This is a genomic window from Streptomyces amritsarensis, from assembly GCF_001953875.1.
Lineage (GTDB): Bacteria > Actinomycetota > Actinomycetes > Streptomycetales > Streptomycetaceae > Streptomyces > Streptomyces amritsarensis.
This window is the reverse complement of the sequence record NZ_MQUR01000006.1, coordinates 43,414-67,627: the sequence shown is the minus strand read 5'-3', so window position 1 is coordinate 67,627 and position 24,214 is coordinate 43,414. Positions and strand designations below refer to the sequence as shown.

Genomic DNA, 24,214 nt, shown 5'->3' with positions numbered 1-24,214 from the left:
CCGCCGCCCGTCGGTGTGTCGGTGCCGGTCAGGCCCCGCTCGGCCCGTGCAGGCGGGGCAGGCCGTGCAGACCTCGGCGCCGTACGGCGTCCGCGGCGTGCGGTGTCGCGGCCCGGCCGCGGTCCTCTTGGGCGAAGAGCTGCGACGCGCAGGCGCTGCGCAGGGCCTCCAGGGTGCGGATCTGCTGTTCCGCTCGCCGGAGGAGTTCCTCGATCAGGGCGGTGTCGATCCGCGGGTCGGTGCGGGCCAGGCTGCGCAGCGAACGCCAGCAGGCCGCCTTGCCCTCCACGCCGAGGCGCATCGCCTCCAGTTCCAGGACGTCGCTGAGCGGGGAGCGGGACAGGACCCGTCCGTTGAGTTTGAGCCTGCCCACCTTCTCCGCGAGCCGGCCGAGGGCGGCCCTGGCCCGCATCACGGGAACATCGAGATCGGCCATCAGGGTGCGCAGGCTCTCCCGGTCCGCGGCCACCTGCTCGGCCAGCGACTCCAGGGAGGTGCCTAGCGTGCCGCCCCGCTGGGCCGCGGCGGCCCGGCGGAGCAGCTCGACGCCGCCGTTCGCTGCGGCGAGGTGGTCGTTGAGGTAGATGGCCAGGAAGGTGGGGGCGCGCCCCGTGGGGGGTCTGTGGCTCCGGTTCACTCCGGCCTCCTCAGTGAGGGCGCCGGGGCTTGGCGGGCCGTTCGTCGTCCGGCCCGATCCAGCGCGTTCCCCGGCCGGACCCGCCCGATTCCACCGGCCGGTCGAGGCGGCTGGCCTCGTCCGTGTCCGCGGCCCGCGTGGTCCCGTCGCCCTTGCCCAGCTTCCCGGCGCTCGGTGCCCGGTGCCGGTCTTCGTCGCCGTGGTGCAGCGGTACTCCGCCTGCGCCGCCCTGGTCGTCCATGACTGCTCCTCTCGTGTCCCCGGAGCCCCCTTCCGGCGCGTGCCCGGCCGGGAGGACGGGAAACCCTCTTCTCGTACGGCCCTGCGCTCACCCCGCGGCCGTCGTCGCCGCCAGGCCGTCGACCACGTCGGCCAGCCTTCCGCGCCGGCCGTGGGCGGCACGCTGACGGGCCGCCCCGCCGCCCTCCGCACGCAGCCGGTCGAGCAGGGTGTCCACCAGGGGCAGGTCGCCGGCCGCGTCGAGCCCGGGAGCGGCCCGCTCGCGCAGCCGGTCCAGCATGTGCCACACCGGCACGTGGGCCCCGCCGACCGGATCGAGCCCTTCCCCGCCGCACAGCCCGTGCAGGGCCGCGAGCCGGTGGGCCTCCCGCAGCCGCCCGCACTCCAGAAACGGCGGCGGCCGGCCCTCGTCGCGCTCCGGCAGCAGCACGCCGGCGAGCCCCCGCACGAGCGCCGCCAGCAGGACGACGGTGTCGAGGCGGGCGTTGACGTCGGCGACGCGGATCTCCAGCGTCGGCACGTGCTCGGACGGACGGGCGTACCAGTAGATCATCCGCCGGTCCAGCAGCGCCCCGCAACTCACCAGGTCGTTGGCGATGCGCTCGTACGAGGCCTCGTCCAGGAAGGGAGCGGGCCCCACCGTGGGCCAGCGGGCGTGTTCGACCGCCCGCCAGCTGGCATGGCCGGTGTCCCTGCCGCGGTCGAAGGGGGAGTTCGCGCTCAGGGCCTGCAGCGTGGGCAGCCAGGGCCGAAGCCGGTTGGCCAGGTCCAGGGCCTGAGCCCGGGACGACACGCCGATGTGGACATGGCAGCCGCACACCGGCTGGTCGTAGCCGGCCACGGCCGAGGCGAAGCGGACCGCCATCCGCCCGTAGCGTTCGTCCGGTGTGATGGCCAGCGGACGCTCGGGCGGGATCACGGGCGTGCCGGTGGCGACGAGCAGGCAGTCCTGCGCCTCCGCCGCCCGGACCAGCTCGGCCCGCAGCCACGCCAGCTCGGCCCGCAGGACCGCCGTGCTCGACGTGGGGCTCGTGCACGACTCGACCTGCGCGGTGAAGAACTCCGGCTGGACCAGCGGCCCGAGCCTGCCCGAGGCCGCCTCGATGACACCGGCCGCGCGGCCCACCGGGGCCCTGCTGCGACGGTCGACGAGCAGGAACTCCTCCTCCACGCCCATGGTCGGCACGGTGGCCGAGGCGGATCGGCTGCCTCCCGCTCCGGAAGGCGCGGGGGTCCGGCTCCCGTGGCGGGGCGCCGAGGTGGACACGGCCAGTGACATCGGGGGTCCTCTCGGTGAGAGTGGGCGCCGCCGGCAACCGGTGCGCTACCGGCGCGGCCGAGGCGGTGGTGCCGTCCTTCCGGGCTCTCCTTCTGTGCTGCGCCTACCCGCCGGACCACCCCCCACTCGGGGAGGTGCGGACGCGGCTAGAGTTCCGGGATGAAGGGGAGGTAGTCCACGTCCGGACCGGACGGGACGACCGCGTAACTGCTCTCCGGGAGTTCGTTCCACACCCCCGGGAGGTCTCCCAGCGGCTCGGACACCACGATGCGCGTGTCGTCGGACACCTCCCTGAGGTAGTCGATCTCCGGGTAGAGGTGCCGGACCGTGTCCGCCCTGCTGCTGTAGTACAGGGAGCGCGACTTCCCCTCGCTGGAGTACCGGAACGCCCACACGCGCTCGCCGTCGCTCACCGCCACCGTCATCTGCAGCGGCTCCGCCACACCGTGCTCCTTGCCGAGGCGCTCCACGAGTCCGGCCATCCTCGCCACCGCGCCCGGCGGGTCCTGGTCGAGCCCGTAGGTCACCGCGAGGTAGAACATCACCTCCGAGTCCGTGGACCCCTCGATGCACGAGAACAGCGCCGGGTCGACCGCCATGCACAGGTCCCGCTGGAGCCGCTGGAAGTCCCCGATCGCCCCGTTGTGCATCCACAGCCAGCGGCCGTGCCGGAACGGATGGCAGTTCGTCTGCTGGATCGCCGAGCCGGTCGAGGCCCGGACGTGCGCGAAGAACAGCGGCGAGCGGACGTGCGCGGCGAGCTCCTGGAGGTTGCGGTTGTTCCAGGCGGGTCCGATGTCACGGAAGACCGCGGGCGTGCCGTTGCCGTCCGCGCTGTACCAGCCGAGCCCGAAGCCGTCCCCGTTCGTCGACTCCACACCCAGCCGGGACCGCAGGCTCTGGTTGATCAGCGAGTGCTCGGGGCGGTAGAGCACGGTGTCGAGCAGCACGGGCGTACCCGAGTAGGCGAGCCACCGACACATGCGCACCATCCCTTTCGCGGCTTGCTCCGAGGGTAACTCCGCGGGCGGCGCCCTTCCCGCGGGGCGGCGGGCGCGCCGGGCGCCCGCAGGGCCGCCGGCAGCCGGACGCGGACACCGGCGCCGCCGTGCCATCCTCAAGGTATGACGCCCGACGGCGTGCCTCCCGGCGAAGGCGCCTCCCCCGAGGTCCTCGCGTTGGCCAAGGTGGTGGCCAGGCTGCGATCGGAGATCGCGGACCTGGAGGGCGTCGCCGCGGCCACGGCCGTGCTGGAACGCGCCAAAGGCGTCCTGATGGCCCAGATGGGCATCACCGCCGACGAGGCCTACGAGAAGCTGCTCGCCACCGCGGGCCGGCGGGGCAGCACCCTGATGGAGGAGTGCTGGCTCGCCCTGGGCCAGGTCCGGCCCGGGGCAACCCCACTCGTCCCGTTTCCCCCGCCCGCCCCCGCCCCCGCCCACGCCGCCGAGAGCCGTCCGCCGCCCCGTCCGGCCGCCGGCACCACAGCCTTCCGCGCCGGCCCGCCGCCGCACGCGGCCGGGTCGCGCCCGCTGCTGCCGCAGATCGCCGAGGGCCTGACCGAGGCGGGCGACGAGGGGGACATCGCGGAGCTGCTGCGGTCCGTACTCGCGGAGGCGGTCGGCGTGGACGCCGTGATGATCTACGCGGTGACGGCCGCGGGCAGCCTGGAACTGACCGGGCACGCCGGCATCGACCGGGAGCTGGCCGACCAGTGGAGCCGCGTGCCCCCGCTCGGCGGCGTCGCCGCCCTCGAGGCCATCGCCTCGCGGCACCCCGTGTGGCTCGAGGACCCGGTGCAGGACGCACGCCGCTACCTGTTGATCGGCAACCCGCCCGAGCGGTGGCCCTCGCGGGCCTGGATACCCGTACCGCCGGACGCCGTCGCGAGGGCCGCCGTGGGGTTCCTGTGCACGCGGCCCGGCCCCTTCGACCCCGACACGCGCACACTGCTGCGCCGGTCCGTGCGGCTCTGCGGCGCGCTGCTGCGCGCCTTCGGCGGCCCCGACGACCGCAGGGCCGAGCGCCCCGCGGCCCCCGACGCCGTGGACCAGGCCCAGCGGATCCTGGAGGTGCTGTCCGGGCCCGCGGTCCTGCTCACCCCGCTGCGTTCGCCGACGGGCGAGGTCGAGGACTACCGGATCGACGCTGCGACCCCGGAAGCGGTCGACGTGGCCGGGCGCCGCGGCAAGGAGCTCATCGGGCGGAGGGTGCTGGAGACCTACCCCACCGTGGCGGGCACCGCCCTGTGGGAGGGCTACCGGGACACGCTCGCCACCGGAGCGGTGTACGAGAGCGAGCCCTTCCTGTACCAGGAGGTCGACGCCGGATTCCCGCAGGAATCCGTGTACTCCGTCCGGGCGACCCGACTCGGGGAGCGCCTGGTCGTCTCCTGGATCCGGCACGACACCAGCGAGCGTGAGATCCGCCGGCTGGCCGACATGCAGCGCCTGGGCAACCTCGGCTGGGCGGGCTGGAACCTCACGACGGACCGGATCGTCTGGTCCGACCAGGTCTACGCCATCTTCGACCGCGAGCCCGCCCTGGGCCCGATCGGCCTCGAGGAACTGCCCCGCCACGTGCTGGCGGAGGACCAGGCGGGCCTCGGCGCGGCCGTCCAACGGCTGCTCAGGCTCGGACACCCCGTGGACCGGCCCTTCCGGATCAGTGCTGCGGGCGGTGTACGACACCTGCGCATCGTCGTGGAGGCGCAGACCGACGCCCACGGCACCCCGGTCGAGGTCCACGGATTCTTCCAGGACGTCACCGCCCTGCGCGACGCCGAACAGGCGTTGCACGAGAGCGAGCGGGCCGTCCTCCTCCAGCGCGGCATGCTGCAAGCAGAACGCGCACTCGCCGCACGGCTCCAGTCGACCCTGCTGCCCATCCCCGAGCAGTCCCTGGAACTCGCCGGTCTGTGCGTCGGCGTGGCCTGCATGCCCGCGGACAGCGGGGTCAACGTCGGCGGCGACTGGTACAGCGCCATCGAACTCCCCGACAGGAGCGCGCTCTTCGTCGTCGGGGACGTGGCCGGCCACGGCCTCGCGGCCGTCGGCACCATGGCCCAGCTGAGGTTCACCGCCAAAGGCATGGCCATCACCGGCTCCGCCCTCATCGACGTCCTGCGCCGCCTCAACAACCTCCTGCTCCACACCGACACCGAACCCTCCGCCACCGCGACGATGGTCATCGGCCGCTACCAGCCCGAGGGCCGGCGCCTGACCTGGGCGCGGGCCGGGCACCTGCCGCCGCTGCTGCTCCGCGGCGGCCGCGCGCGATTCCTCCCGCAGCCCGACGGCTGCCTCCTGGGCGCAGTCCGCGACTCCGTCTACGGACAGGCCGTCATCGACCTCCGGCCCGGCGACCGGCTGCTGCTCTACACCGACGGGCTCGTGGAGGAACCGGGCGAGGACATCGACCTCGGACTCGACCGGCTCGCACGGGACGCCCTCGCGCTCCTGCGGGACGGCACCGACACGGAGCTCGCCCGCACGCTGGCGGGGCGGCGCCTGGCCAACCGGGACGACATCTGCGTTCTGGACATCCACGTCCCGGACGAGGCATGACTCGTCCGGGACGTGCGTCGGGCCGCCCGCCCCGGTCGGCCCGTTCAGGTCTTGAGGAGGCGGTTGAAGAACGAGCGGTAGTGCTGCAACGCCACCCGCAGGTCCTCCGTCGCGACCTGCTCGCCGCGGTCCCACTGCCCCTCCAGGCCCTGCTTGCGCGTGGAGAAGCTCCCGGCCAGGGCCTGCATGACCTCCGCCACCAGGGTGTCCGCCGACCTCACGGCGTCCTGCGGGTCGTCGACGAAGCGGCCCTGGACCTCACTCCACCTCCTGCGGTACTCCTCGGTGTCCGTCGCGCCGAGCAGCGGTTCCTCCGTGTCGGCGTCCACCCCTTCGCGGGCACCGGCCCGATCGGCCGCCTCCGCCTCGTCCGTCCCGGTGGTCCCGGCCGGCTCGTCGGCCCGTACGCCGTCCGGCCCGCCGGACGTGGACTCCCCCGGGTAGAGGGGCGCCTGCCGTTCGCCGCCCGCAGCCGAGTTCATGATGTCCTCGGTGGTCGGGCCGGATCCGGTGTCCCCGTCCCGGGCCTGCTGATCTCCGCGTATCCGCATGTCAACGACTCCTTCGATCCGTCAGAAGCTCCTCGAACAGGGCGCGGTAGTGCACCATCGCCCCCCGCAGTTCCTCCGTCGTCGCCCGGCCCCCGCCGCTGCGCACCTTGACGTCGTGCGCGGCCCGGTAATGGTCGAGGGTGCGGCCGTGCTCGACGGACAGGTCGCGCAGCCGGCCCTCGTACTCCGCGGTGGGGTAGCCGCGCTCGTCCATCAGCCTGGAGACCAGGTCGTCCGCTTCCGCCACGGAGGTCTCCGGACGGTCCACGAAGTGTTCCTGGACGTCGCTCCAGGCCTCGGCGTACTCGCGGCGCCGCTCGGCCGGAAGCTCCTTGATGTCGAGCTGCTCGTGCCGCTGTTCCCGGGCGCGCAGGTCGCGCTCGGCAGCCCTCGCGCCGCCCTCCTCCTGCACGGTCCGCTCGTACTCCGGGCCGAACCGGTCGCGCAGGCGGCGCCGGCGAGCCGACAGCCACAGCGTCGCGATGAGCGCGAGCACCACGACTGCCGCGATGACGATCGCCACTACGAGTGTGGTGGTAGACATGTCCGCACTCCATTCCGGGGTCCGCTTCGGGGCCTTTGTCTGTGTGCCACGCGGCTGCCCCCGCTGCGGTGGAGCAAACCGGCACGCACCCAGCGCGGGCGCTCACCCGTCCGCGTGGACGCGGAGCGCACCCTCCGGCGTACGGGACACCGCGGTGGCGAAGGCGCGGCTGGCCCGGGTGAGGACCTCGCCCAGCAGGTCGGTGTCGGCACCGGAGGCCCGGCGCAGCCGCATCCGGTGGACCTGCAGCGGGACCAGCAGCGCGTCGGCGAGACGGCCGGTGTCCGCCTCCAGCCGGAGCAGGTACAGCAGCCGGAGATCGTCCCGGTACCGCTCGTGGCCGCCGATGCCCTCGTAGTCGTCGATCAGGTCGCCGCAGCCGTAGAGGACCGCGTGGCCCCGGTAGACCTCGATCGGGCGCGGATGGTGCGAGGAGTGCCCGTGGACGACGTCCGCGCCGCCGTCGACGAGCGCGTGCGCGAAGCGGACCTGTTCGCGGGGGACGGCGTACCCCCAGTTGGAACCCCAGTGGATCGAGACGACCGCCAGGTCGCCGGACCGCTTCGCCCGCCGGATGCGGCCGGCCACCTCGGCCGCGTCCGCCTGCGAGGACTCGTCGACGAGGTCGACGCCGCTGCGCCGCGCCGCGGCCGCCCAGCCGTGGGGGATGCCGCTCGACGCCGATCCCAGCGAGAAGACCAGCAGGCGCCCGCCGCCGGCCAGGGGCAGCACCGCGGGCCGCCGCGCCTCGTCCAGGTCCCGGCCGGCACCCGCCGTCCGCAGCCCGGCGGCGGCGAGCACGTCGAGGGTCTCGGCCAGCCCGCGCCGCCCGTAGTCCATGACGTGGTTGTTGGCGAGGACGCTGACGTCGGGACGGGCGACGGCCAGAGCCGGAAGGTTGGCCGGGTGCATCCGGTAGTGGACCGCCTTGCCGGGCGCGAGGTCGTCGCTGACGGTGACGGACATCTCCAGATTGACGATCCGGGCATCCGGCGCGGCCGCGTCGAGGACCGCCAGGGCCTCGCCCCAGGGCCACGCGTACGGCACCCGCCGCGGGACGGCGCCGTTCACGGCCTCCGCCAGCTCGACATAGGTGCGCGCATCGCGGACGTACGCCTCCGGCAGGGCCGGGTCACCGGGGTGCGGGAGGATCTGGTCGACGCCGCGGCCGAGCATCACGTCACCGGCGAGGAACAGCGTCACCTGTGCACCGTCCACCCCTTCAGCGTAGGCGTACGCGCCCCGGCGCGGCCGGCCCGTCCGGCGTGCCCGCCCGGTGCCGGCGGGGCACCCTGGAGGCATGGCCCGAGCCAACGACCAGGTCGAGGCGATGCTCCAGGAGTACGCGGACCTCATCGCGATCCGGGGCGGGGAGGCGTTCAAGGCGCGCGCCTACGAGAAGGCGGCCCGCGCCGTCGGCGGCCACCCCCAGGACGTCGCCGCCCTCGACGCCAAGGGCCTGCGCGAGATCCCCGGCGTCGGCCGGTCGGTCGCGGACAAGATCCTCGAATACCTGCGGACCGGCCGCATGTCCGTCGTGGACGAGGCGAGGGCCTCCGTGCCCTCCGGCGTGCGCGAACTGATCGCGATCCCCGGGCTCGGACCGCGCAAGGCCATGACCCTGTACGAGGAGCTGGGCATCACCTCCGTCGAGCAGCTCCTCGAAGCCGTCCACCAGGAACGGCTGCGCGACCTCAAGGGCTTCGGCGAGCGCACCGAGGACAACATCCTGCACGGCATCGCGCTGCTGCAGAAGGCGGGTGAGGGGCGGATCCTCGTCGGCGCCGCCATGGACGTCGCCGAACAGCTCGTCGCCGAGCTGTCCGCCGTCCGGGGCTGCGTCCGCTGCACGTACGCGGGATCCCTGCGCCGCATGCGGGAGACCATCGGCGACGTCGACATCCTGGTGGCGGCGCGCAGGTCCGCGCCGTTCATGGACACCCTGACCTCCCTCCCGTACATCGCCGAGGTCATCGCACGCGGCGAGAAGAAGACCTCCGTACGGACCGCCACGGGCCTCCAGGTGGACCTGCGGGTCCTCCCGCCCGCCTCCTGGGGCGCCGGCTTGCAGTACTTCACCGGTTCCAAGGCCCACAACATCCGCACCCGCGCACTCGCCGTACGCCAGGGCCTCAAACTCTCCGAGTACGGGCTCTTCGACGCCGAGAGCGGCGACAGCATCACCTCCGAGACCGAGGAATCCGTCTACGGCCGGCTCGGACTGCCCTGGATCCCCCCGACGCTGCGCGAGGACCGCGGCGAGATCGCGGCCGGGCTGCGCGGCGAACTCCCCGACCTCCTCGACGACAAGGACATCCGCGGCGACCTGCACACCCACACCGACCTCACGGACGGACTCGCCCCGCTGGAGGACATGGTCGCCGCCGCTGCCGCCCGGGGATACGCGTACTACGCGGTCACCGACCACGCCCCGAACCTCGCCATGCAGCGCATGACCGGCGAGAAGATCCTCGCCCAGCGCGAGCGGGTGCGCGAACTGGACGGCAGGCACCGCCGGATGCGGCTGCTGCACGGGACGGAACTCAACATCGGCCCCGACGGCTCACTGGACTGGCCCGACGAATTCCTCGCGGGCTTCGACCTCTGCGTGGCCTCGGTGCACTCGCACTTCCACCAGAGCAGGCGGGAACTGACGCACCGTCTCATCCGCGCCTGCCAGAACCCGCACGTTGCCGTCATCGGCCATCCCACGACCCGCCGGATCGGCAAACGCCCGGGCATCGACGCCGACTTCGACGCCGTCTTCGAGGCCTGCGCGCGGGCGGGCACCGCCCTGGAGATCAACGCCCACCCCGAGCGGCTCGACCTGTGCGACGAGGACATCCTGCGGGCGAAGCGGTACGGGGTGAAGTTCGCGGTGAACTCGGACGCCCACGCCACCACACATCTGCCCTACATGCGCTACGGGGTGGGGACGGCGCAGCGCGGCTGGCTGACCGCGGACGACGTCATCAACGCCTGGCCGCTGACGAGGCTGCGCCGCTTCCTCGACAAGAAGGCGTAGCGCCGAGAGGGGCCCGGAGCCCGCTCGCACGCACGCACGGTCGTCGCGGCGGGCGCGGCCGGTGGCGCACCGGCCGCGCCCGCGGGCAGGCCGTGTCAGTGGCCGAATTCGAACCAGTTGACGTTCACGAAGTCGGCCGGCTGGCCGCTGGTGAAGGTCAGATAGACGTCGTGCGTGCCCGTGACCGCGGTGATGTTCGCCGGGATCGTGCGCCAGCTCTGCCACCCGCCGGTGTTCGCCACGGAGAAGCTGCCGATCGGGGGCGAGGTCCGGCTGTCGAGCCGTACCTCGACGAGCCCGCTGACCCCGCCGGCGGCGCCGCTCGCCACCCGGCCGCGGAACTGCAGCGCCGCGGCGGAGCCGAAGTCGACGCCACGGAACAGGGCCCAGTCGCCGTTGCCGATGGCCGCGAGGTTCTGGCCGCCGCCCGTGTCCGCGGACGCCTCCCGGGCCGTGCCCGACTGTCCGTCGTACGACTCGGCCTGGATCGCGGCGTACGCGTCGCGGTTGCCGGACGGCGGGGTCGTGGGCGGGGTGGTCGGGGGAGTGGTGGGCGGTGTCGTACCACCCGTCGACCGCAGGACGGACACGTAGTCGACGACCATGGCGTGGCCGGGCTCGGTGCCGGCGTCGGGCCCGCCCCCGAACGCGTCGGGGAAGCCGCCGCCCATGGCGACGTTCAGGATGATGAAGTAGCCGTGGTTCGTGGCGTCGGCCCAGGTCTTCGCGTCCACCTGATCGGCGCGCACGGTGTGGTAGTTGAGGCCGTCGACGTAGAAGCGCATCTGCTCGACCGCCGTCGAGCGGTCCCACTCGACGGCGTAGGTGTGGAAACCGGCCTGGCAGGTGGCCCCGGGGCAGACGCGCTGGCCGCCGATTCCGGACGTCTCGTTGCAGGGGCCGCCCGGGGTCGTGCCGCAGTGCACGGTCGCCCAGACGGTGTTGAGGCCCTGGACGTTCTCCATGATGTCGATCTCGCCGATGCCCGGCCAGTTCCACCAGTTCCCGCGGTACGGGGTGCCGAGCATCCAGAAGGCGGGCCAGTAGCCCTTGGCGGCCGGCCCCGTGACGTTCGGCATCTGGATGCGGGCCTCGGCGCGGAGGGTACCGCCCGCGGGGGGCTGGAAATCGCCCCGCCGGGTCTCGACGCGACCGGACGTCCACCGGCCCGCCGCGTCCCGGCGGGGGGTGATGCGGAGGTGGCCCGCTCCGTCGAGGGAGACGTTGGCGGGGTCGGCGGTCATCGTCTCGATCTCGCCGGTACCGAAGTTGGCGGGACCGCCGGGGTAGCTGGTGCCGGTGGTGTACTGCCAGTCGGCGGTGTCCACGCCGGAGCCCGCGGGACCGTCGAACTCGTCCAGGAACACCTGGGACCAGCCCGCCGGTGCGGGGGGAGCCGCGGCGCTCGCGGGCAGCACGATGCCCGCGGCGGCGGTGGCGACCAGGGCGGCCGTACCGATCGCGGCCATGACGGCCCGCCGTAAGGTCGCTCGTTCTGGCCGTTCTGCTCGTTTCCGGTCGGATGTCTCGCGCATGGGTGCCCTCTCTGAAGCGCGCGCGGAGGCGCGGATGCGGGGGGATGTAGAGCCGGGTCCACCGTTCTGAGAGCGCTCTCAGAACGCTGGCTACTGTGCTCTGCGCCCCTGCGGCCGTCAAGGGCCGCGGCAAGCGCCTCCCTGTAGCGGCCCGGCGAGGCGTGCGAATTCGTCCACGTGTTCGATGTCTGGCAGGATGGGGACATGGCGACGGACGGCGAAGCACGCGGAACGGTCGGACGGGGCGGGGCCTCGCCGCGGATTCCGGACGACCTGCTGCGGGCGAGGGCTCTGGTGTACGACCCGGGCGGCTTCACGTGCTCGCCGGCGGTGCCCGAGGCGGAGAGCGCCGACTACGGGGCGTGCGGATTCACCCTGGACGGGCTCTCGGTCCGGTTCCGGGTGGCCAGGACGACCCCGACCAAGGCCGGCCAGTTCGTGACGGTGTGGAAGAGGTCCGCGAGCGGGCCGATCCAGCCCTACGACGCGGCGGATCCCGTCGACCTGTTCGTCGTCAGCAGCCGTGAGGGCGATCGGTTCGGGCAGTTCGTGTTCCCGCGGGAGGTGCTGCGCGAGCGGGACATCGTGTCGACGAACGGCGCCGGCGGCAAACGGGCCTTCCGCGTCTATCCGCCCTGGGTGACGACCACCGGCCGGCAGGCCGGCCGTACCCAGGCCTGGCAGGTGGAACACTTCCTCCGGCTCCGCGAGGGGGAGCCGGTCGACATGTCCCGCGCACACGCGCTCTACCACCCCGGAGGAGCACTCGGCCGTTAATGCGTTGTGGCGGCCGGCCGTTGCGGGCGAACATCCCTTGCATGGATGAGCCCCCCGAAAGCCTCCGTTCCCCCCAGGCCGACCTGCGCCGCTGGCGCATGAGCGACCTCGACGCCCTGGAGCGCGCGATCCGCGAGTCGCTCGACCACCTGGTGCCGTGGATGCCGTGGGCTGCCGACCCCGGCAGGCGGCAGACCGCCGCATTCCTCACCGAGGCCCAGCAGAAGTGGGAGACCGGGCGGGAATTCGGCTACGCGATCACCGCGGACGCCGAAGTGATCGGCAGTTGCAGCCTCATGCGCCGCATCGGAGCGGGCGGCCTCGAAATCGGCTACTGGCTCCACCCCGCCCGGACCGGGCGGGGCCTGGTCACCATGGCCGTGGAGACCCTCGTCGGCGCGGGCTTCCGGCTGGACGGCACCGACCGCATCGAGATCCACCACGACGCCGCGAACCATGCCAGCGGGGCCGTCGCGCGACGGGCGGGATTCACCGAGATCGAGCGTGTACCGGCTCCTGAAGGGCCGCTCACGCCAGGCGAATCGGGGATCGACGTCATCTGGCGGATGACGGCAGACCAGTGGAGGACGCGGACCGCGCAGAGCGCCGCCGCCCGCCCGGCGAGCTGACTGCCGGGCGAGCCGCCCGGCGGCCGGGCCGACCGGCACCGGCCCGCGAACCGGCCGGGCCGCGGCGGCGACGCCCGGGCCGCGTCAGGCACGCCCCCGGCCGCAGCCCGGGCGGTTCCCGGGTCCGTCCCGGTCGCACCCCGGATCGGGGGCGGCTGCCGGCAGGCGATCCGATCGGCCCCCGACGTACCGGTGCGGCCCCGCACTTCTTTCCGCAGCGACGGTGGCCCGCGGCCCCAAGGGGGGAAACCTTCCCGCACCCGCCGCCGGAGCGGTGTGTGCCGTTCCGCCTATCGGCAAAACCGTCCGGGGACCCCGCGCGTGCGGTTACGGTCTGGGCCCATGAGGTTCCTGCACACTTCGGACTGGCACCTGGGCCGCCGGTTCCACGGAGTAGACCTGATCGACGCCCAACGCAAAGTCCTCGACCACATCTGCGCAACCGTCCGGACCGAGCAGGTGGACGCGCTGCTCGTCGCGGGCGACGTCTACGACCGGGCGATTCCCGGCCTCGACGCCGTGCGCCTGTTCAGCGACGCCCTGCACCAGCTGGCGGACCTGGACATACCCACCGTCATGATCAGCGGGAACCACGACTCCGCCCACCGGCTGGGCGTGGGAGCGCGGCTGCTGGCCCGGGCCCGGGTGCACCTGCGGACCGATCCGGCCGACCTCGACACCCCGATCCTCCTCGAGGACGCCGACGGACCCGTCGCCGTCTACGCGGTGCCCTACCTCGAGCCCACTCTCGTACACACCCAACTGGGCGCCGAGACGGCCTCCCACCAGGCCGTGCTCACCTCCGCCCTGGACCGCATCCGCGCCGACCTCGCCACACGACCCGCAGGCACCCGCTCCGTCGTCCTCGCCCACGCCTTCATCACCGCCGGCGGCAGCCCGGCCGACGTCACCGGCAGCGAACGCGACATCAGTGTCGGCGGCGTTGCCGACGCCGCAGCCCGCGTCTTCGACGGCATCGACTACACCGCCCTCGGCCACCTGCACCGCGCCCAACGGGTCACCGACCGCGTCCACTACAGCGGCTCCCCGCTGGCCTACTCCTTCTCCGAAGCCGGACACGACAAGTCGCTGACGCTCGTCGACCTGCCGGGGAGCGCCGAGCCCACCGTGACCCGCACGGCGTTACCGCCGGACCTGCGGCTTCCCCTGGCCCGCCTGACGGGCCGCCTGGAGGACCTGCTGACCGACCCGGCCCAGGAGGCCATGGCCGAGGCCTGGCTGCACGTCACCCTCACCGACACCGCGCACCCCTACGAGCCGATGGCCCGGCTCAAGCAGCGCTTCCCCCACACCCTGCACATCGAGCACACGCCCGCCTCCCTTCCCGCCCAGGCCACCACCTCCTACGGCGAACGCATGCGGGGCCGGGGCGACCTCGACATCACCCACGACTTCATCACCGCCGTGCGCGGCACCGGGCCCACCGACGAGGAGAGCGCGCTCCTGCGGGAAGCGGTCGACGGGTCCCGCATCAACGCCCAGGAGAAGGAGGCCGTCTGATGCGCCTGCACACCCTGCGCCTACAGGCGTTCGGCCCCTTCGCCGGCACCCACACCGTCGACTTCGACGCCCTGACCCGCGACGGACTGTTCCTCCTGCACGGAGACACCGGAGCCGGCAAGAGCACCCTATTCGCCGCCATCTGCGTCGCCCTCTACGGAGAGCCCCCCACCGACCGCAAACTCCAGCTGCGCAGCGACCACGCCCCCGCCGGCCTCCTCACCGAGGTGACGCTCGAAGTCACCCTCGCCGGCAAACGGTTGCGGATCCGACGGGTTCCCGCCCAGCAGAAGCCCAAGGTCCGCGGAGGGGGAACCACCCAGCAGCCGGCCGAGACCCACCTCAGCCAATGGTCCCCGGGCCCCTCGGGACAGGGCCACTGGGAGGCCCTGAGCAGGTCCCACAGGGAAGCCGCGGACGAGATCAAGACGCTGCTCGGGATGAGCCGGCAGCAGTTCTGCCAGGTCGTGCTCCTGCCGCAGAACGAATTCACCAAATTCCTGCGCGCCAGCGCCTCCGACCGCAAGGACCTGCTCGGCAAGCTCTTCCACACCCACCGGTTCGGGTCCGTCGAGAACTGGCTGGCCGCACGGAAGAACGCCCTCGCCCAGCAGCGCGACGAGGCCCGTACGTCCGTCGTGCACCTGACCGAGCGCATCCAGCAGGAAGCGGGGGAGGAGCTCGAGCCGCACGAGGGCGCCCCGGTCGCCGCCGACCCCGCCACCCTCACCGGCCCCGCCCTCGCCTGGGCGACCGCCCTGCACGCCGAGGCCGTCACCCGCGAACGCGACGCGGCCGCCGCCGCCGGACAGGCGCAGGAGGAGCTGGCCGCATTCCGAGACGCCGAACGCGCCGTGCACGACCTCGCCTCCCGGCAGGAAGCCCACCGCCAGGCCCACGACCGGCTCAAGGCCCTCGACGAGCAGACGGACCGGCAGGCCGACCTCGGCCGGCAACGCCAGGAGGCCCAGCAGGGGCAGAAGCTCGCCCCCCTCCTGGAAGCCGCGACCACCGCCGCCGAACAGCACGCCCGGGCGCTGGAGGACGAGCGCCGGGCCCGTGCCGCCCTGAGCCCCGAGCACGCGGTGCTCGCCGCCGCCGACCTCACCCGGGCCGGGCAGCGCCTGCGCGCCGACATCGGCGCACTGCAGGCACTCCTGCCCGACGAGGCCTCCCTCCAGCAGCACACGACGGACCTGCGGAAACTGGACGACGAACGCCAGGAACTCGCCCAGGACCTCGACGACGCCGAAGCCTGGCTGGCCGAGGCGCCGCAGCGCCGTACGGAGCTGCGCGCCCGCCTCGACGCCGCACGCACCGCGGAGGAGGCCGGCCGCCGGCACGCCACCGCCCTGGATCTCCTCGACGCCCGCGTCGACGCGGCGAAACGCCGGGACGCGCACGTCGAGCAGATCGGCGCGGCCGAGCAGGCCTTCGCGGCGGCCCGGAACACGACGAGCGAAGCCGCGCGGGAACACATCGACATCCGGCGCCGGCGCACGGACGGCATGGCCGCCGAACTCGCCCTCGGGCTCGAAGACGGCGAGCCCTGCGCGGTCTGCGGTTCACCCGTCCACCCGAACCCGGCGGCCCCGCACCCCGACCAGCCCACGGCCGCCGACGAGAAGCAGGCCGAGACCCGCCACGCGCAGGCCCAGGACACCGAGCGCGCTCTCCGGGACGGCCTGCAGGACCTCCTCCAGCTGGCGGCGGCGGCCCGCGGCGAGGCGGGCGGGGACACCGCCCTGGCCGTCCTCACCGCCGAACGCGCCACGCTGCGGGACCTCCTGGCAGCAGCCCTCGAAGCCGCGGCCGACAGCGGGCCGGCGGCCGAGGAACTCGTCGCGCTGGAACACCGGCACGCCCAGACCGACGAGGCCAGGACCGCGGCGGCCACCCGGCTCGCCGCCGCCGACGCCGCCCACGAGGCACTCGCGCACCGGATCGAGGACCTCGACCGGAAGATCACCGGCGCCCGCGCCGACGACCCCACCCTCGCCCGGCGCATCACGCGGCTCACCCGGACGGCCGACCACCTCACCACCGCGGCCGAACACTGCGGCGACACGGCGCGGACGGCCGCCGAACACGAGGAGTCGAGGCGAGCGGCGGAGCAGGCCGCCCACTCGGCCGGCTTCGACTCCCTGGAGGCCGCCGCACGGGCCCAGCGCTCCGACGAGGAGATCCGCACCCTTGAAGCGGAGATCGACCAGTGGCGCGAACAGCGCGCCGTGGCCGCCGCACGCCTGCAGGAACCCGACATCGCCGCGGCCGCGGCCCTGCCGCCCGCCGACCCCGGCGAAGCCACCGGGCGACTCGACGCCGCCACCGCCCGCCACACCGGCGCGGCCGCCCGAGCCGCACACGCCGCCACACGCGCCCGTGCCCTCGCCGACCTGCTGGCCCGGCTCACCACCCGCGTCGGGGACCTCGAACCCGCCGAAGACGCCCACCGCACCGTCGACCACCTGCACGGCCTGGTCAACGGCACCTCGCCCGGGAACTCACTGCGCATGCAGTTGGAGGCCTACGTCCTGGCCGCCCGCCTCGAAGAGGTCGTCACCGCCGCCAACACCCGCCTCACCCGCATGTCGGACCACCGCTACACCCTCGTGCACTCCGACGGCCGGGCCTCGCACGGAGCCCGCTCCGGCCTCGGCCTGAAGATCACCGACTCCTGGACGGGCAAGGAGCGCGACACCGACACCCTCTCCGGCGGCGAGTCGTTCTTCGCCTCCCTCTCCCTCGCCCTCGGACTGGCCGACGTCGTCACGGCCGAATCGGGCGGCCAGGCCCTCGACACCCTCTTCATCGACGAAGGCTTCGGCACCCTCGACGAGGACACCCTCCACAAGGTCCTCGACGTCCTGGACTCCCTGCGCGCGCACGACCGGACGGTCGGGGTCATCAGCCACGTCCCCGAACTCCGCCGGCGCATCACCCACCGCCTCCACATCCGCAAGACGACCACCGGCTCGACCCTCGCCCAGCTGACCGGCGCGGAGCAGTGACACCCTCTCGCCCTGCGGGTACCGGCCCCTGACACGTTCCGTCCGCCGCGGCGATCGCCGCGGCGGACGGAACTCACCCGTGTGGCCCAATCCGCCGGACTTCAGCGGCGCGGCCCCAACACCTCCTCGGCTCCGGGCAGGTCGTGGACGCAGACACCGCGCCCGGTCAGCGGCAGCAGCCCCGCTAGCGGGCACGACACGGGCATCTCGTGGTCGACCTCCCACTGCCCGACCTTGTTCCCACCCGTGTGGTCCGTCGTGCAGACGGCGTACAGGTGGCCGGCGCACCCCCGGCAGAGCAGGGGCTGGTGGCCGCTCACGGCCGTCCCGCCGGCCGCGGCGGACTCGGCATGCCGCGTCCGCCGGGCGCTTGTACCGTCGGTCGCGACAGGAGTCCTTGAGATCCGACAGGACCCCACAGGCCGGTTCGCGCACGCGGAACACGTCCCGTCAGCGCGCCGAGCCACCCGTGTGCCGCCCGCGTCGATGCCGAGCCGGTCAGCCCCTCGCGACGCAAAAGGGCGCACGCGCAGCCCCCGTGAGAGAGGCCGTGCCGATGTCGAACGATGTTCCGATAACGAGCCTGCTGCGTGTGGAGAAGGGCGTCGCCGCCCCGGAGGAACTGGCCGCGATCGCGGTCGTCGTCGCCTGCTACGCGAACCGGACGTCCCTCGATCGCGCCCGTGACCGCGGCGCGACGGGCGGCGCCGGGAAGGGGGTCGGCAGCGGCTCGGGCCGCCGCCGTACCGTCCACCCCTACGCCGGCTGCTGGGCAGGCTGCTGGACCTGCCGCTGAACCCCGTCCGCCGGCCGCGCGCACGGCCGGCGGACGAGGGGCGTGGGTGGTCACGCCCGGCGCAGCACCGTCGAGAGGACCTCGCGCAACGCCGCCGCCGGATCGGCCGCGGCGCCCTCCGAGCGCCAGGCGACGAAACCGTCGGGGCGCACGAGCACGGCGCCGTCGGCGCCCAGCCGGTGGACCTCGGTCCAGGGGGCACCGCCCGCCGGGACCAGGTCCGCACCCGGCCCGGAGCCGATCGTGTACGCGTCCATGCGCACCTTCAGCTCCCGGGCCACCTGCTCCGCGGCCGCCTGCCACGGCGTACCCGCACCGCTGAGCAGCACGAAGGAACGCTCGTACAGGTCCAGGGTGGAGATCCGCTCACCGGCCCTGGTCAGCCACATGTGCGGGGCCCGGGTCCCGGTGTCGCCCATCGACTGCAGCGTCTCGGGGATGACGGGCCGATCAGGGTCGCCGCCGACGAGCGCGCCCTGCGTGTAGCAGTAGGCCATCGCCGTCGTGAGGACACCGCTGCCCGGGCCGCCGCCCATGGTGGGCGGAGGCACGTACCCCGGGTGGCTGTGTTCGGCCGAGCGGGCCGACGCCCGCTCGCTCGTGGCCCTGGCCACCGGCAGCCGCTCGGCCTGGTAGGTGTCGAGCAGCCCGATGCCCGCCGACCCGTTCAGCACCGCGGCGATCTTCCACGCCAGGTTGTGCGCGTCCTGGATGCCCGTGTTGGAGCCGAATGCCCCCGTGGGCGACATCTCGTGGGCGGCGTCCCCGGCGAGGAACACCCGTCCGGACGCATACCGCTCGGCCACCCGTTCGGCCGCGTGCCACGGTGCCTTCCCGCCGATCTCCACGTCCAGGTCGGGTACGCCGACCGCCTCGCGGATCTGGTCCACGCACCGCTCGTCGGTGAAGTCCTCCAGGGTTTCGCCCTGGTCCGGGTGCCAGGGGGCGTGGAAGACCCACTGCGTGTCGTTGTCCACCGGCAGCAGCGCCCCGTCGGCACCCGGGCGCATCAGGTAGCAGACGATGAAGCGCAGGTCGCCCAGCACCTGCACCAGCCGCTCCGAGCGGAAGGTGACGCTCACGTTGTGGAACAGCTCGCCGTTACCCGTCTGGGGGATCCGCAGCTGCTCGCGGACGGGGCTGCGCGGGCCGTCCGCCGCGATGAGGAAGTCCGCGCGCACCGTGATGTGCTCGCCCGTCGTGCGGTCCTTCACCACGGCGTTCACCCCGGTGGAGTCCTGGTCGAAGCTCATCAGCTCGTTGCCGAAGCGGATGTCGGCGCCCTGCGCCCGGCTCTGCTCGGCCAGCACCGGCTCGATGTTGTTCTGGCTGCACAGGCACCACTCGGTCGGGCTGAAACGTGCCAGCGCGCCGGACGGGTCGATGGACTTGATGAGCCAGTTGTGGTCGGCGGCGTCGGTCAGCGACCGCGCCTGCAGAATGCCCTGAATTCCCTCCAGTACGGACGCCGCCCGGCGGATCGCGTGCTCCGCCCCTGCTGTGCGGTACAGCTCCATCGTCCGGGCGTTGATGCCACGGCCGCGCGGGTGCGGGGAGGTACCCGAGTGCTTCTCGACCAGCAGGTGCCTCACTCCGTGGCGGCTCAGGAAAAGCGAGGTGGACAGGCCCACGAGGGAGCCGCCCACGACGAGAACCGGTACGCGAACATCGGCGTTGTCTTCCATCAGCTGCGGGCTCCTGTTTTCTGTGTGGGGGAGTGGACTCTTTATGCCCCCGATCCGGGATGAGGCCCAGTTGATTCGCCGGTTGTCACCCGCTTGATCCCGACATGTAGCGGTACGCCCCTCCCCGGATGACGATGAGCGACAGCGGCTCCCCCCGGGACGCGCCGGCCTGTCCTTCCCCGGCGAGGCGGCCGCCGGCCCGGGCAGAGGCCACCGGTGACGGACGAGGGGTCCGTACGCGATGGATCTCCACCCCCTCATGAAGGAGTGAGTAGATGACAACCACCCTGTCCGAACGGGTGTCGCAGTCAGCCTTCGACGGCTCCATGCTCCGGGTCGTCCTTCTGATGGATCTCCACGAGGGGACCCAGCAGCGGTTCTTCGAGGCGTACGAAAAGCTCCGCAACGACATCGCGTCGGTCCCGGGCCACATCAGCGACCAGCTGTGCCAGTCCTTCGAGAACCCCTCGCAGTGGCTCATCACGAGCGAGTGGGAGAGCGCCCCGCAGTACCTCGCCTGGGTCAACAGCGAGCACCACGCCGAACAGGTACGGCCGCTCGGCGCGTGCGCCCGCTCCATGCGCCCGCTGAAGTTCACCGTCCTGCGCGAGACCGGCCGCGGCTACGACCAGGCGTCCCGCCCGGCCACGGCGCGCCTGCAGGCCACGCCCCGCCTGGGCGCCGGCATCGTGCGCCACGCCCTCACCTTCACCGTCAAGCCGGGCAGCGAGAAGGACGTCGCGGCCATCCTCTCCAGCTACGCCTCCCCGGCGGCCCGCGTCGACGACCACACCCGCCTGTGCCGCACCTCGCTGTTCATGCACGGCAACCGGGTGGTGCGGACGGTCGAGGTCCAGGGCGACCTGATGGCGGCCCTGCGGCACGTCTCGGAACAGCCCGAGGTACGCGCCGTGGAAGAGGCCATCAACCCCTACCTCGAACAGGACCGCGACCTCGGCGACCCGGAATCGGCCCGCATGTTCTTCATGCGCGCCGCCGTCCCGGCCGTCCACCACATCGCCGCGCCCGAACCCGAGTCCGACGAGGTGCAGCGGCACGCGATCTACTACCCCGCGAAGCCCGGCTGCGGCCAGGCGCTCGCCAGGTTCCTCGCCCGGCAGGACGAGGCGGCCGCACGCCGGCCCACGAGCCCCGTTCGGAGCAGCAGCATCTTCCAGCGCGACGACATCGTCGTCCGGCTGATCGACGTGCGCGGCCCGCTGAAGGCCGACCCCGAGACCGTCTACGGCGTCTCGGGCCCCCGCAAGGCCGCGGTGCTCGACCGGCTGACGGTCGCGTCCGGCGGGCGGGGTCGCGCCGCGCACCACACCATGAACCTCATCACCGACCGCCGGGCACCCGCGCAGTCCTGATCCCCCGGGGCCGCCGGCCCCACCTCCCCGACCCCCACCTTCCCGATCTCCGTCGAGGCTCTCCCCACACGCCAGGAGGCACCCACCATGACCCAACAGCGCCCACGCATCGTGGACCTGAGCGAGACGCCGCCCAACCGCCGGCGCGGTGGCGACCTGAGGGCCGTACTCACCCCGACCTCGGTGGGCTCGACCAGCGGCTTCATGGGGCTGGCCATCATGGCCCCCGGAGAGTCGATCGCCGAGCACTACCACCCGTACTCCGAGGAGTTCGTGTACGTCGTCAGCGGCCGGCTGGAGGTCGACCTCGACGGGGAACCCCACCCGCTGCGCACCGACCAGGGACTCCTCGTCCCCCTGAACACCCGCCACCGCTTCCGCAACGTCGGGGACACCGAAGCACGCATGGTCTTCCACCTCGGCCCCCTCGCCCCGCGCCCCGAGCTGGGACACGTGGACACCGAGCAGGCCCCGAACCCGGAGGGAACCGCATGGGAGCAGCCGCCGGACCGTACAGGAGCGATCTCGTGACCCGCCGGCGGGTGGCCGTCACCGGAGTGGGCGTCGTCGCGCCCGGCGGCATCGGCGTCCGCGACTTCTGGGACCTGCTGGCCAACGGGCGTACGGCGACGCGGGCCATCAGCCTCTTCGACCCGAAGGGATTCCGCTCCCGGATAGCCGCGGAGGTCGACTTCGACCCCGCCGCGCACGGCCTCGACGACGAGGAGACGGCCCGCGCGGACCGGTACATCCAGTTCGCCCTGGTCGCCGCCCGCGAGGCGGTGCGCGACGCCGGACTCGACCTCACCTCGGACGGGGCCTGGCGGACCGGTGTCTCCCTCGGCACCGCCGTCGGCGGCACCACCCGTCTGGAGCACGACTACGTCGCCGTCAGCCAGTCCGGCTCCTGGTGGGACGTGGACCACAAGCTGGCCGGCCGGCACCTGCACCGGGCGTTCACGCCGGCCACCCTCGCCTCCGCCGTCGCGGAGCAGACGGGAGCACGCGGCCCCGTCCAGACCGTCTCCACCGGCTGCACCTCGGGACTCGACGCCATCGGGTACGCCGTGCACGCCATCGCGGAGGGCCGCATGGACGTGTGCATCGCCGGCGCCTCGGACTCGCCGATATCGCCGATCACCGTGGCCTGCTTCGACGCCATCAAGGCCACCTCGCCGAACAACGACGACCCGGCCCACGCCTCCCGGCCGTTCGACGCCGACCGGGACGGGTTCGTCCTCGGCGAGGGCGGCGCCGTCCTCGTCCTCGAAGAGCTCGAACACGCCCGCGCCCGCGGTGCGACCGTCTACTGCGAGATCGGCGGCTACGCCACCTTCGGCAACGCCCACCACATGACCGGGCTGACCACCGAGGGACTGGAGATGGCCCGGGCCATCGAAACCGCCCTCGCCCAGGCCGGGATCGCCGCCCACGAGATCGACTACGTCAACGCGCACGGCTCGGGCACCAAGCAGAACGACCGCCACGAGACCGCGGCGGTCAAGAAGGTCCTGGGCGACCACGCCTACAAGACGCCGATGACCTCCATCAAGTCCATGGTGGGGCACTCCCTCGGCGCCATCGGGGCCATCGAACTCGCAGCCTGCGTCCTCGCCATGGTCCACCAGGTGGTGCCCCCGACCGCCAACTACGAGACGCCCGACCCCGAATGCGACCTGGACTACGTGCCCAAGGTCGCCCGGGAGCGGAAACTGCGCAGCGTGCTCTCCGTGGGCAGCGGCTTCGGCGGGTTCCAGTCCGCCGTGGTCATGACCCGGCCGAAGGAGGAGGTCTCGTGACCAGCCGTACGGTCATCACGGGCATCGGGGTCGTCGCGCCCAACGGCGTCGGCGCCGACGCCTTCTGGAAGGCGACCCAGTCCGGCATCAGCGTCCTGGACCGCGTCACCCGGTCGGGCTGCGAGCACCTGCCGCTGCGCGTCGCCGGCGAGGTCAGGGGCTTCGACCCCGGCGCCCTGGTCGAGGACCGGTTCCTCGTCCAGACCGACCGGTTCACCCACCACGCCCTCGCCGCCGCCGACCTCGCCCTGGAGGACGCCCGGCTCGGCCGGGCCGACTACGAGGACGACCCCTTCTCCTTCGGCGTCGTCACCGCCGCCGGCTCCGGCGGCGGCGAGTTCGGCCAGCGCGAACTCCAGCACCTGTGGGAGCAGGGGCCGCGCTTCGTCGGCCCCTACCAGTCGATCGCCTGGTTCTACGCCGCGAGCACCGGCCAGATCTCCATCCGCCGCGGGCTGAAGGGGCCTTGCGGGGTCGTCTGCAGCGACGAGGCGGGTGGGCTCGACGCCTTCGCGCACGCCGACCGGGCCATCCGCCAGGGCAGCCGGGCCATGCTGGTCGGAGCGACGGAGGCGCCCCTCGCCCCGTACTCCATCGTCTGCCAGCTGGAGTACGAGGGACTGAGCACGCTGGATGAACCGGAGCGCGCCTACCGGCCGTTCACCGACCAGGCCTGCGGCTACGTCCCCGCCGAGGGCGGCGCGATGTTCGTCGTCGAGGACGAGGACGAAGCACGCCGCCGCGGCGCCACCGTACGCGCCGTACTGGCCGGCCACGCCGCGACCTTCAGCGGCACCCGCCGCCGGGACGAGGCAGGCGAGGGACTGGCCCACGCCGTCCGCGGCGCCCTGCGGGAAGCCGGCTGCGCCCCCGAGGACATCGACGTCGTCTTCGCCGACGCCCTCGGTACCCCGGAGGCCGACGCGGCCGAAGCGGCCGCGATCCTCCACGCCCTGGGCGACCACGGACACAAGGTGCCGGTCACGGCGCCCAAGACCGGTACCGGAAGGGCGTACTGCGCCGCTCCCGCGCTCGACACCGCGGCCGCCGTCCTGGCCCTGGAGCACGGAGTCGTCCCGCCGACCCCGAACGTCTACGACGTGTGCCACGACCTCGACGTGGTGACGGGCAGCGCCCGGCCGGCGGAACTGCGCACCGCGCTCGTGCTCAGCCGCGGCCGGATGGGTTCGAACTCCGCGCTCGTCGTCCGCAAGGGCTCCGCGGCGGCCTCGTAGTCCGCCGGGGC

Annotated in this window: 21 protein-coding genes; 11 read left to right on the top strand and 10 right to left on the bottom strand. The window is 73.3% G+C overall.

The genetic code is table 11. From position 1 onward, the window contains the following. Positions 1–28 precede the first annotated feature (28 nt). From AVW11_RS04480 to AVW11_RS04465, 4 genes are all read right to left on the bottom strand, one after another. On the bottom strand, positions 29–637 hold the full coding sequence (locus AVW11_RS04480) for a hypothetical protein (RefSeq protein ID WP_076043309.1): 609 nt from the start codon (positions 635–637) through the stop codon (positions 29–31). Between the two features lie 10 nt (positions 638–647). Further along, positions 648–878 (bottom strand): hypothetical protein, encoded by a 231-nt coding sequence (locus tag AVW11_RS04475; RefSeq protein ID WP_076043308.1) that lies wholly within the window; start codon positions 876–878, stop codon positions 648–650. 87 nt (positions 879–965) lie between these two features. Beyond that, entirely contained in the window at positions 966–2,156 is a 1,191-nt protein-coding gene (locus AVW11_RS04470; RefSeq protein ID WP_076043307.1) for a carboxylate-amine ligase, read from the bottom strand. 146 nt (positions 2,157–2,302) lie between these two features. Further along, entirely contained in the window at positions 2,303–3,139 is an 837-nt protein-coding gene (locus tag AVW11_RS04465) for a class II glutamine amidotransferase (protein ID WP_030848369.1), read from the bottom strand. 141 nt (positions 3,140–3,280) lie between these two features. On the opposite strand from AVW11_RS04465, the gene AVW11_RS04460 reads away from it, so the two are divergent. Next, positions 3,281–5,722: a SpoIIE family protein phosphatase gene (locus AVW11_RS04460; RefSeq protein WP_060179680.1), complete on the top strand. Its 2,442-nt coding sequence runs from the start codon at positions 3,281–3,283 to the stop codon at positions 5,720–5,722. 44 nt (positions 5,723–5,766) lie between these two features. Here AVW11_RS04460 and AVW11_RS04455 read toward each other — a convergent pair whose 3' ends face one another. From AVW11_RS04455 to AVW11_RS04445, 3 genes are all read right to left on the bottom strand, one after another. After that, positions 5,767–6,273: a hypothetical protein gene (locus tag AVW11_RS04455; protein ID WP_076043306.1), complete on the bottom strand. Its 507-nt coding sequence runs from the start codon at positions 6,271–6,273 to the stop codon at positions 5,767–5,769. A 1-nt stretch (position 6,274) separates the two neighbouring features. Beyond that, positions 6,275–6,817, bottom strand: a complete 543-nt coding sequence (locus tag AVW11_RS04450) for a hypothetical protein (protein ID WP_030848360.1) — start codon at positions 6,815–6,817, stop codon at positions 6,275–6,277. A 102-nt stretch (positions 6,818–6,919) separates the two neighbouring features. After that, complete coding sequence (locus tag AVW11_RS04445; RefSeq protein WP_076043305.1) at positions 6,920–8,035, bottom strand: CapA family protein; 1,116 nt, start codon at positions 8,033–8,035, stop codon at positions 6,920–6,922. A gap of 82 nt (positions 8,036–8,117) precedes the next feature. On the opposite strand from AVW11_RS04445, the gene polX reads away from it, so the two are divergent. Continuing rightward, entirely contained in the window at positions 8,118–9,842 is a 1,725-nt protein-coding gene (polX, locus tag AVW11_RS04440) for a DNA polymerase/3'-5' exonuclease PolX (RefSeq protein WP_076043304.1), read from the top strand. A 95-nt stretch (positions 9,843–9,937) separates the two neighbouring features. Here polX and AVW11_RS04435 read toward each other — a convergent pair whose 3' ends face one another. Continuing rightward, complete coding sequence (locus AVW11_RS04435; protein WP_076043303.1) at positions 9,938–11,377, bottom strand: glycoside hydrolase family 16 protein; 1,440 nt, start codon at positions 11,375–11,377, stop codon at positions 9,938–9,940. 204 nt (positions 11,378–11,581) lie between these two features. On the opposite strand from AVW11_RS04435, the gene AVW11_RS04430 reads away from it, so the two are divergent. The 4 genes from AVW11_RS04430 (at position 11,582) to AVW11_RS04415 (ending at position 17,315) form a co-directional block, all read left to right on the top strand. Next, positions 11,582–12,154: a MepB family protein gene (locus tag AVW11_RS04430; protein WP_078857692.1), complete on the top strand. Its 573-nt coding sequence runs from the start codon at positions 11,582–11,584 to the stop codon at positions 12,152–12,154. A gap of 41 nt (positions 12,155–12,195) precedes the next feature. Next, the gene (locus tag AVW11_RS04425) at positions 12,196–12,783 is read left to right on the top strand and encodes a GNAT family N-acetyltransferase (protein WP_076043302.1); all 588 of its coding nucleotides are present in this window, start codon (positions 12,196–12,198) and stop codon (positions 12,781–12,783) included. 342 nt (positions 12,784–13,125) lie between these two features. Further along, positions 13,126–14,304 (top strand): exonuclease SbcCD subunit D, encoded by a 1,179-nt coding sequence (locus AVW11_RS04420; protein ID WP_076043301.1) that lies wholly within the window; start codon positions 13,126–13,128, stop codon positions 14,302–14,304. Then, entirely contained in the window at positions 14,304–17,315 is a 3,012-nt protein-coding gene (locus AVW11_RS04415) for an AAA family ATPase (protein WP_076043300.1), read from the top strand. The genes AVW11_RS04420 and AVW11_RS04415 overlap by 1 nt, the downstream gene beginning before the upstream one ends. Positions 17,316–17,416: 101 nt before the next feature. On the opposite strand, the gene AVW11_RS04410 is transcribed toward AVW11_RS04415, so the two are convergent. Next, positions 17,417–17,635, bottom strand: coding sequence for a hypothetical protein (locus tag AVW11_RS04410; RefSeq protein WP_030848328.1), 219 nt, complete (start codon positions 17,633–17,635; stop codon positions 17,417–17,419). Positions 17,636–17,871: 236 nt separating this feature from the next. On the opposite strand from AVW11_RS04410, the gene AVW11_RS04405 reads away from it, so the two are divergent. Beyond that, positions 17,872–18,111: an acyl-CoA carboxylase epsilon subunit gene (locus AVW11_RS04405; protein ID WP_107423233.1), complete on the top strand. Its 240-nt coding sequence runs from the start codon at positions 17,872–17,874 to the stop codon at positions 18,109–18,111. A gap of 50 nt (positions 18,112–18,161) precedes the next feature. Here AVW11_RS04405 and AVW11_RS04400 read toward each other — a convergent pair whose 3' ends face one another. Beyond that, complete coding sequence (locus AVW11_RS04400) at positions 18,162–19,796, bottom strand: FAD-dependent oxidoreductase (RefSeq protein WP_030848322.1); 1,635 nt, start codon at positions 19,794–19,796, stop codon at positions 18,162–18,164. A gap of 275 nt (positions 19,797–20,071) precedes the next feature. On the opposite strand from AVW11_RS04400, the gene AVW11_RS04395 reads away from it, so the two are divergent. The 4 genes from AVW11_RS04395 to AVW11_RS04380 all read left to right on the top strand — a co-directional run bounded on the left by AVW11_RS04395 (position 20,072) and on the right by AVW11_RS04380 (position 24,203). Then, positions 20,072–21,169 (top strand): SchA/CurD-like domain-containing protein, encoded by a 1,098-nt coding sequence (locus tag AVW11_RS04395; protein WP_060179672.1) that lies wholly within the window; start codon positions 20,072–20,074, stop codon positions 21,167–21,169. Positions 21,170–21,256: 87 nt separating this feature from the next. Beyond that, positions 21,257–21,700, top strand: coding sequence for a cupin domain-containing protein (locus AVW11_RS04390; protein WP_030848318.1), 444 nt, complete (start codon positions 21,257–21,259; stop codon positions 21,698–21,700). Further along, the gene (locus tag AVW11_RS04385) at positions 21,697–22,968 is read left to right on the top strand and encodes a beta-ketoacyl-[acyl-carrier-protein] synthase family protein (protein WP_078093526.1); all 1,272 of its coding nucleotides are present in this window, start codon (positions 21,697–21,699) and stop codon (positions 22,966–22,968) included. The genes AVW11_RS04390 and AVW11_RS04385 overlap by 4 nt, the downstream gene beginning before the upstream one ends. Continuing rightward, complete coding sequence (locus AVW11_RS04380; protein WP_060179670.1) at positions 22,965–24,203, top strand: beta-ketoacyl synthase N-terminal-like domain-containing protein; 1,239 nt, start codon at positions 22,965–22,967, stop codon at positions 24,201–24,203. Before AVW11_RS04385 ends, AVW11_RS04380 begins: the two co-directional genes overlap by 4 nt. Positions 24,204–24,214: the final 11 nt, after the last annotated feature.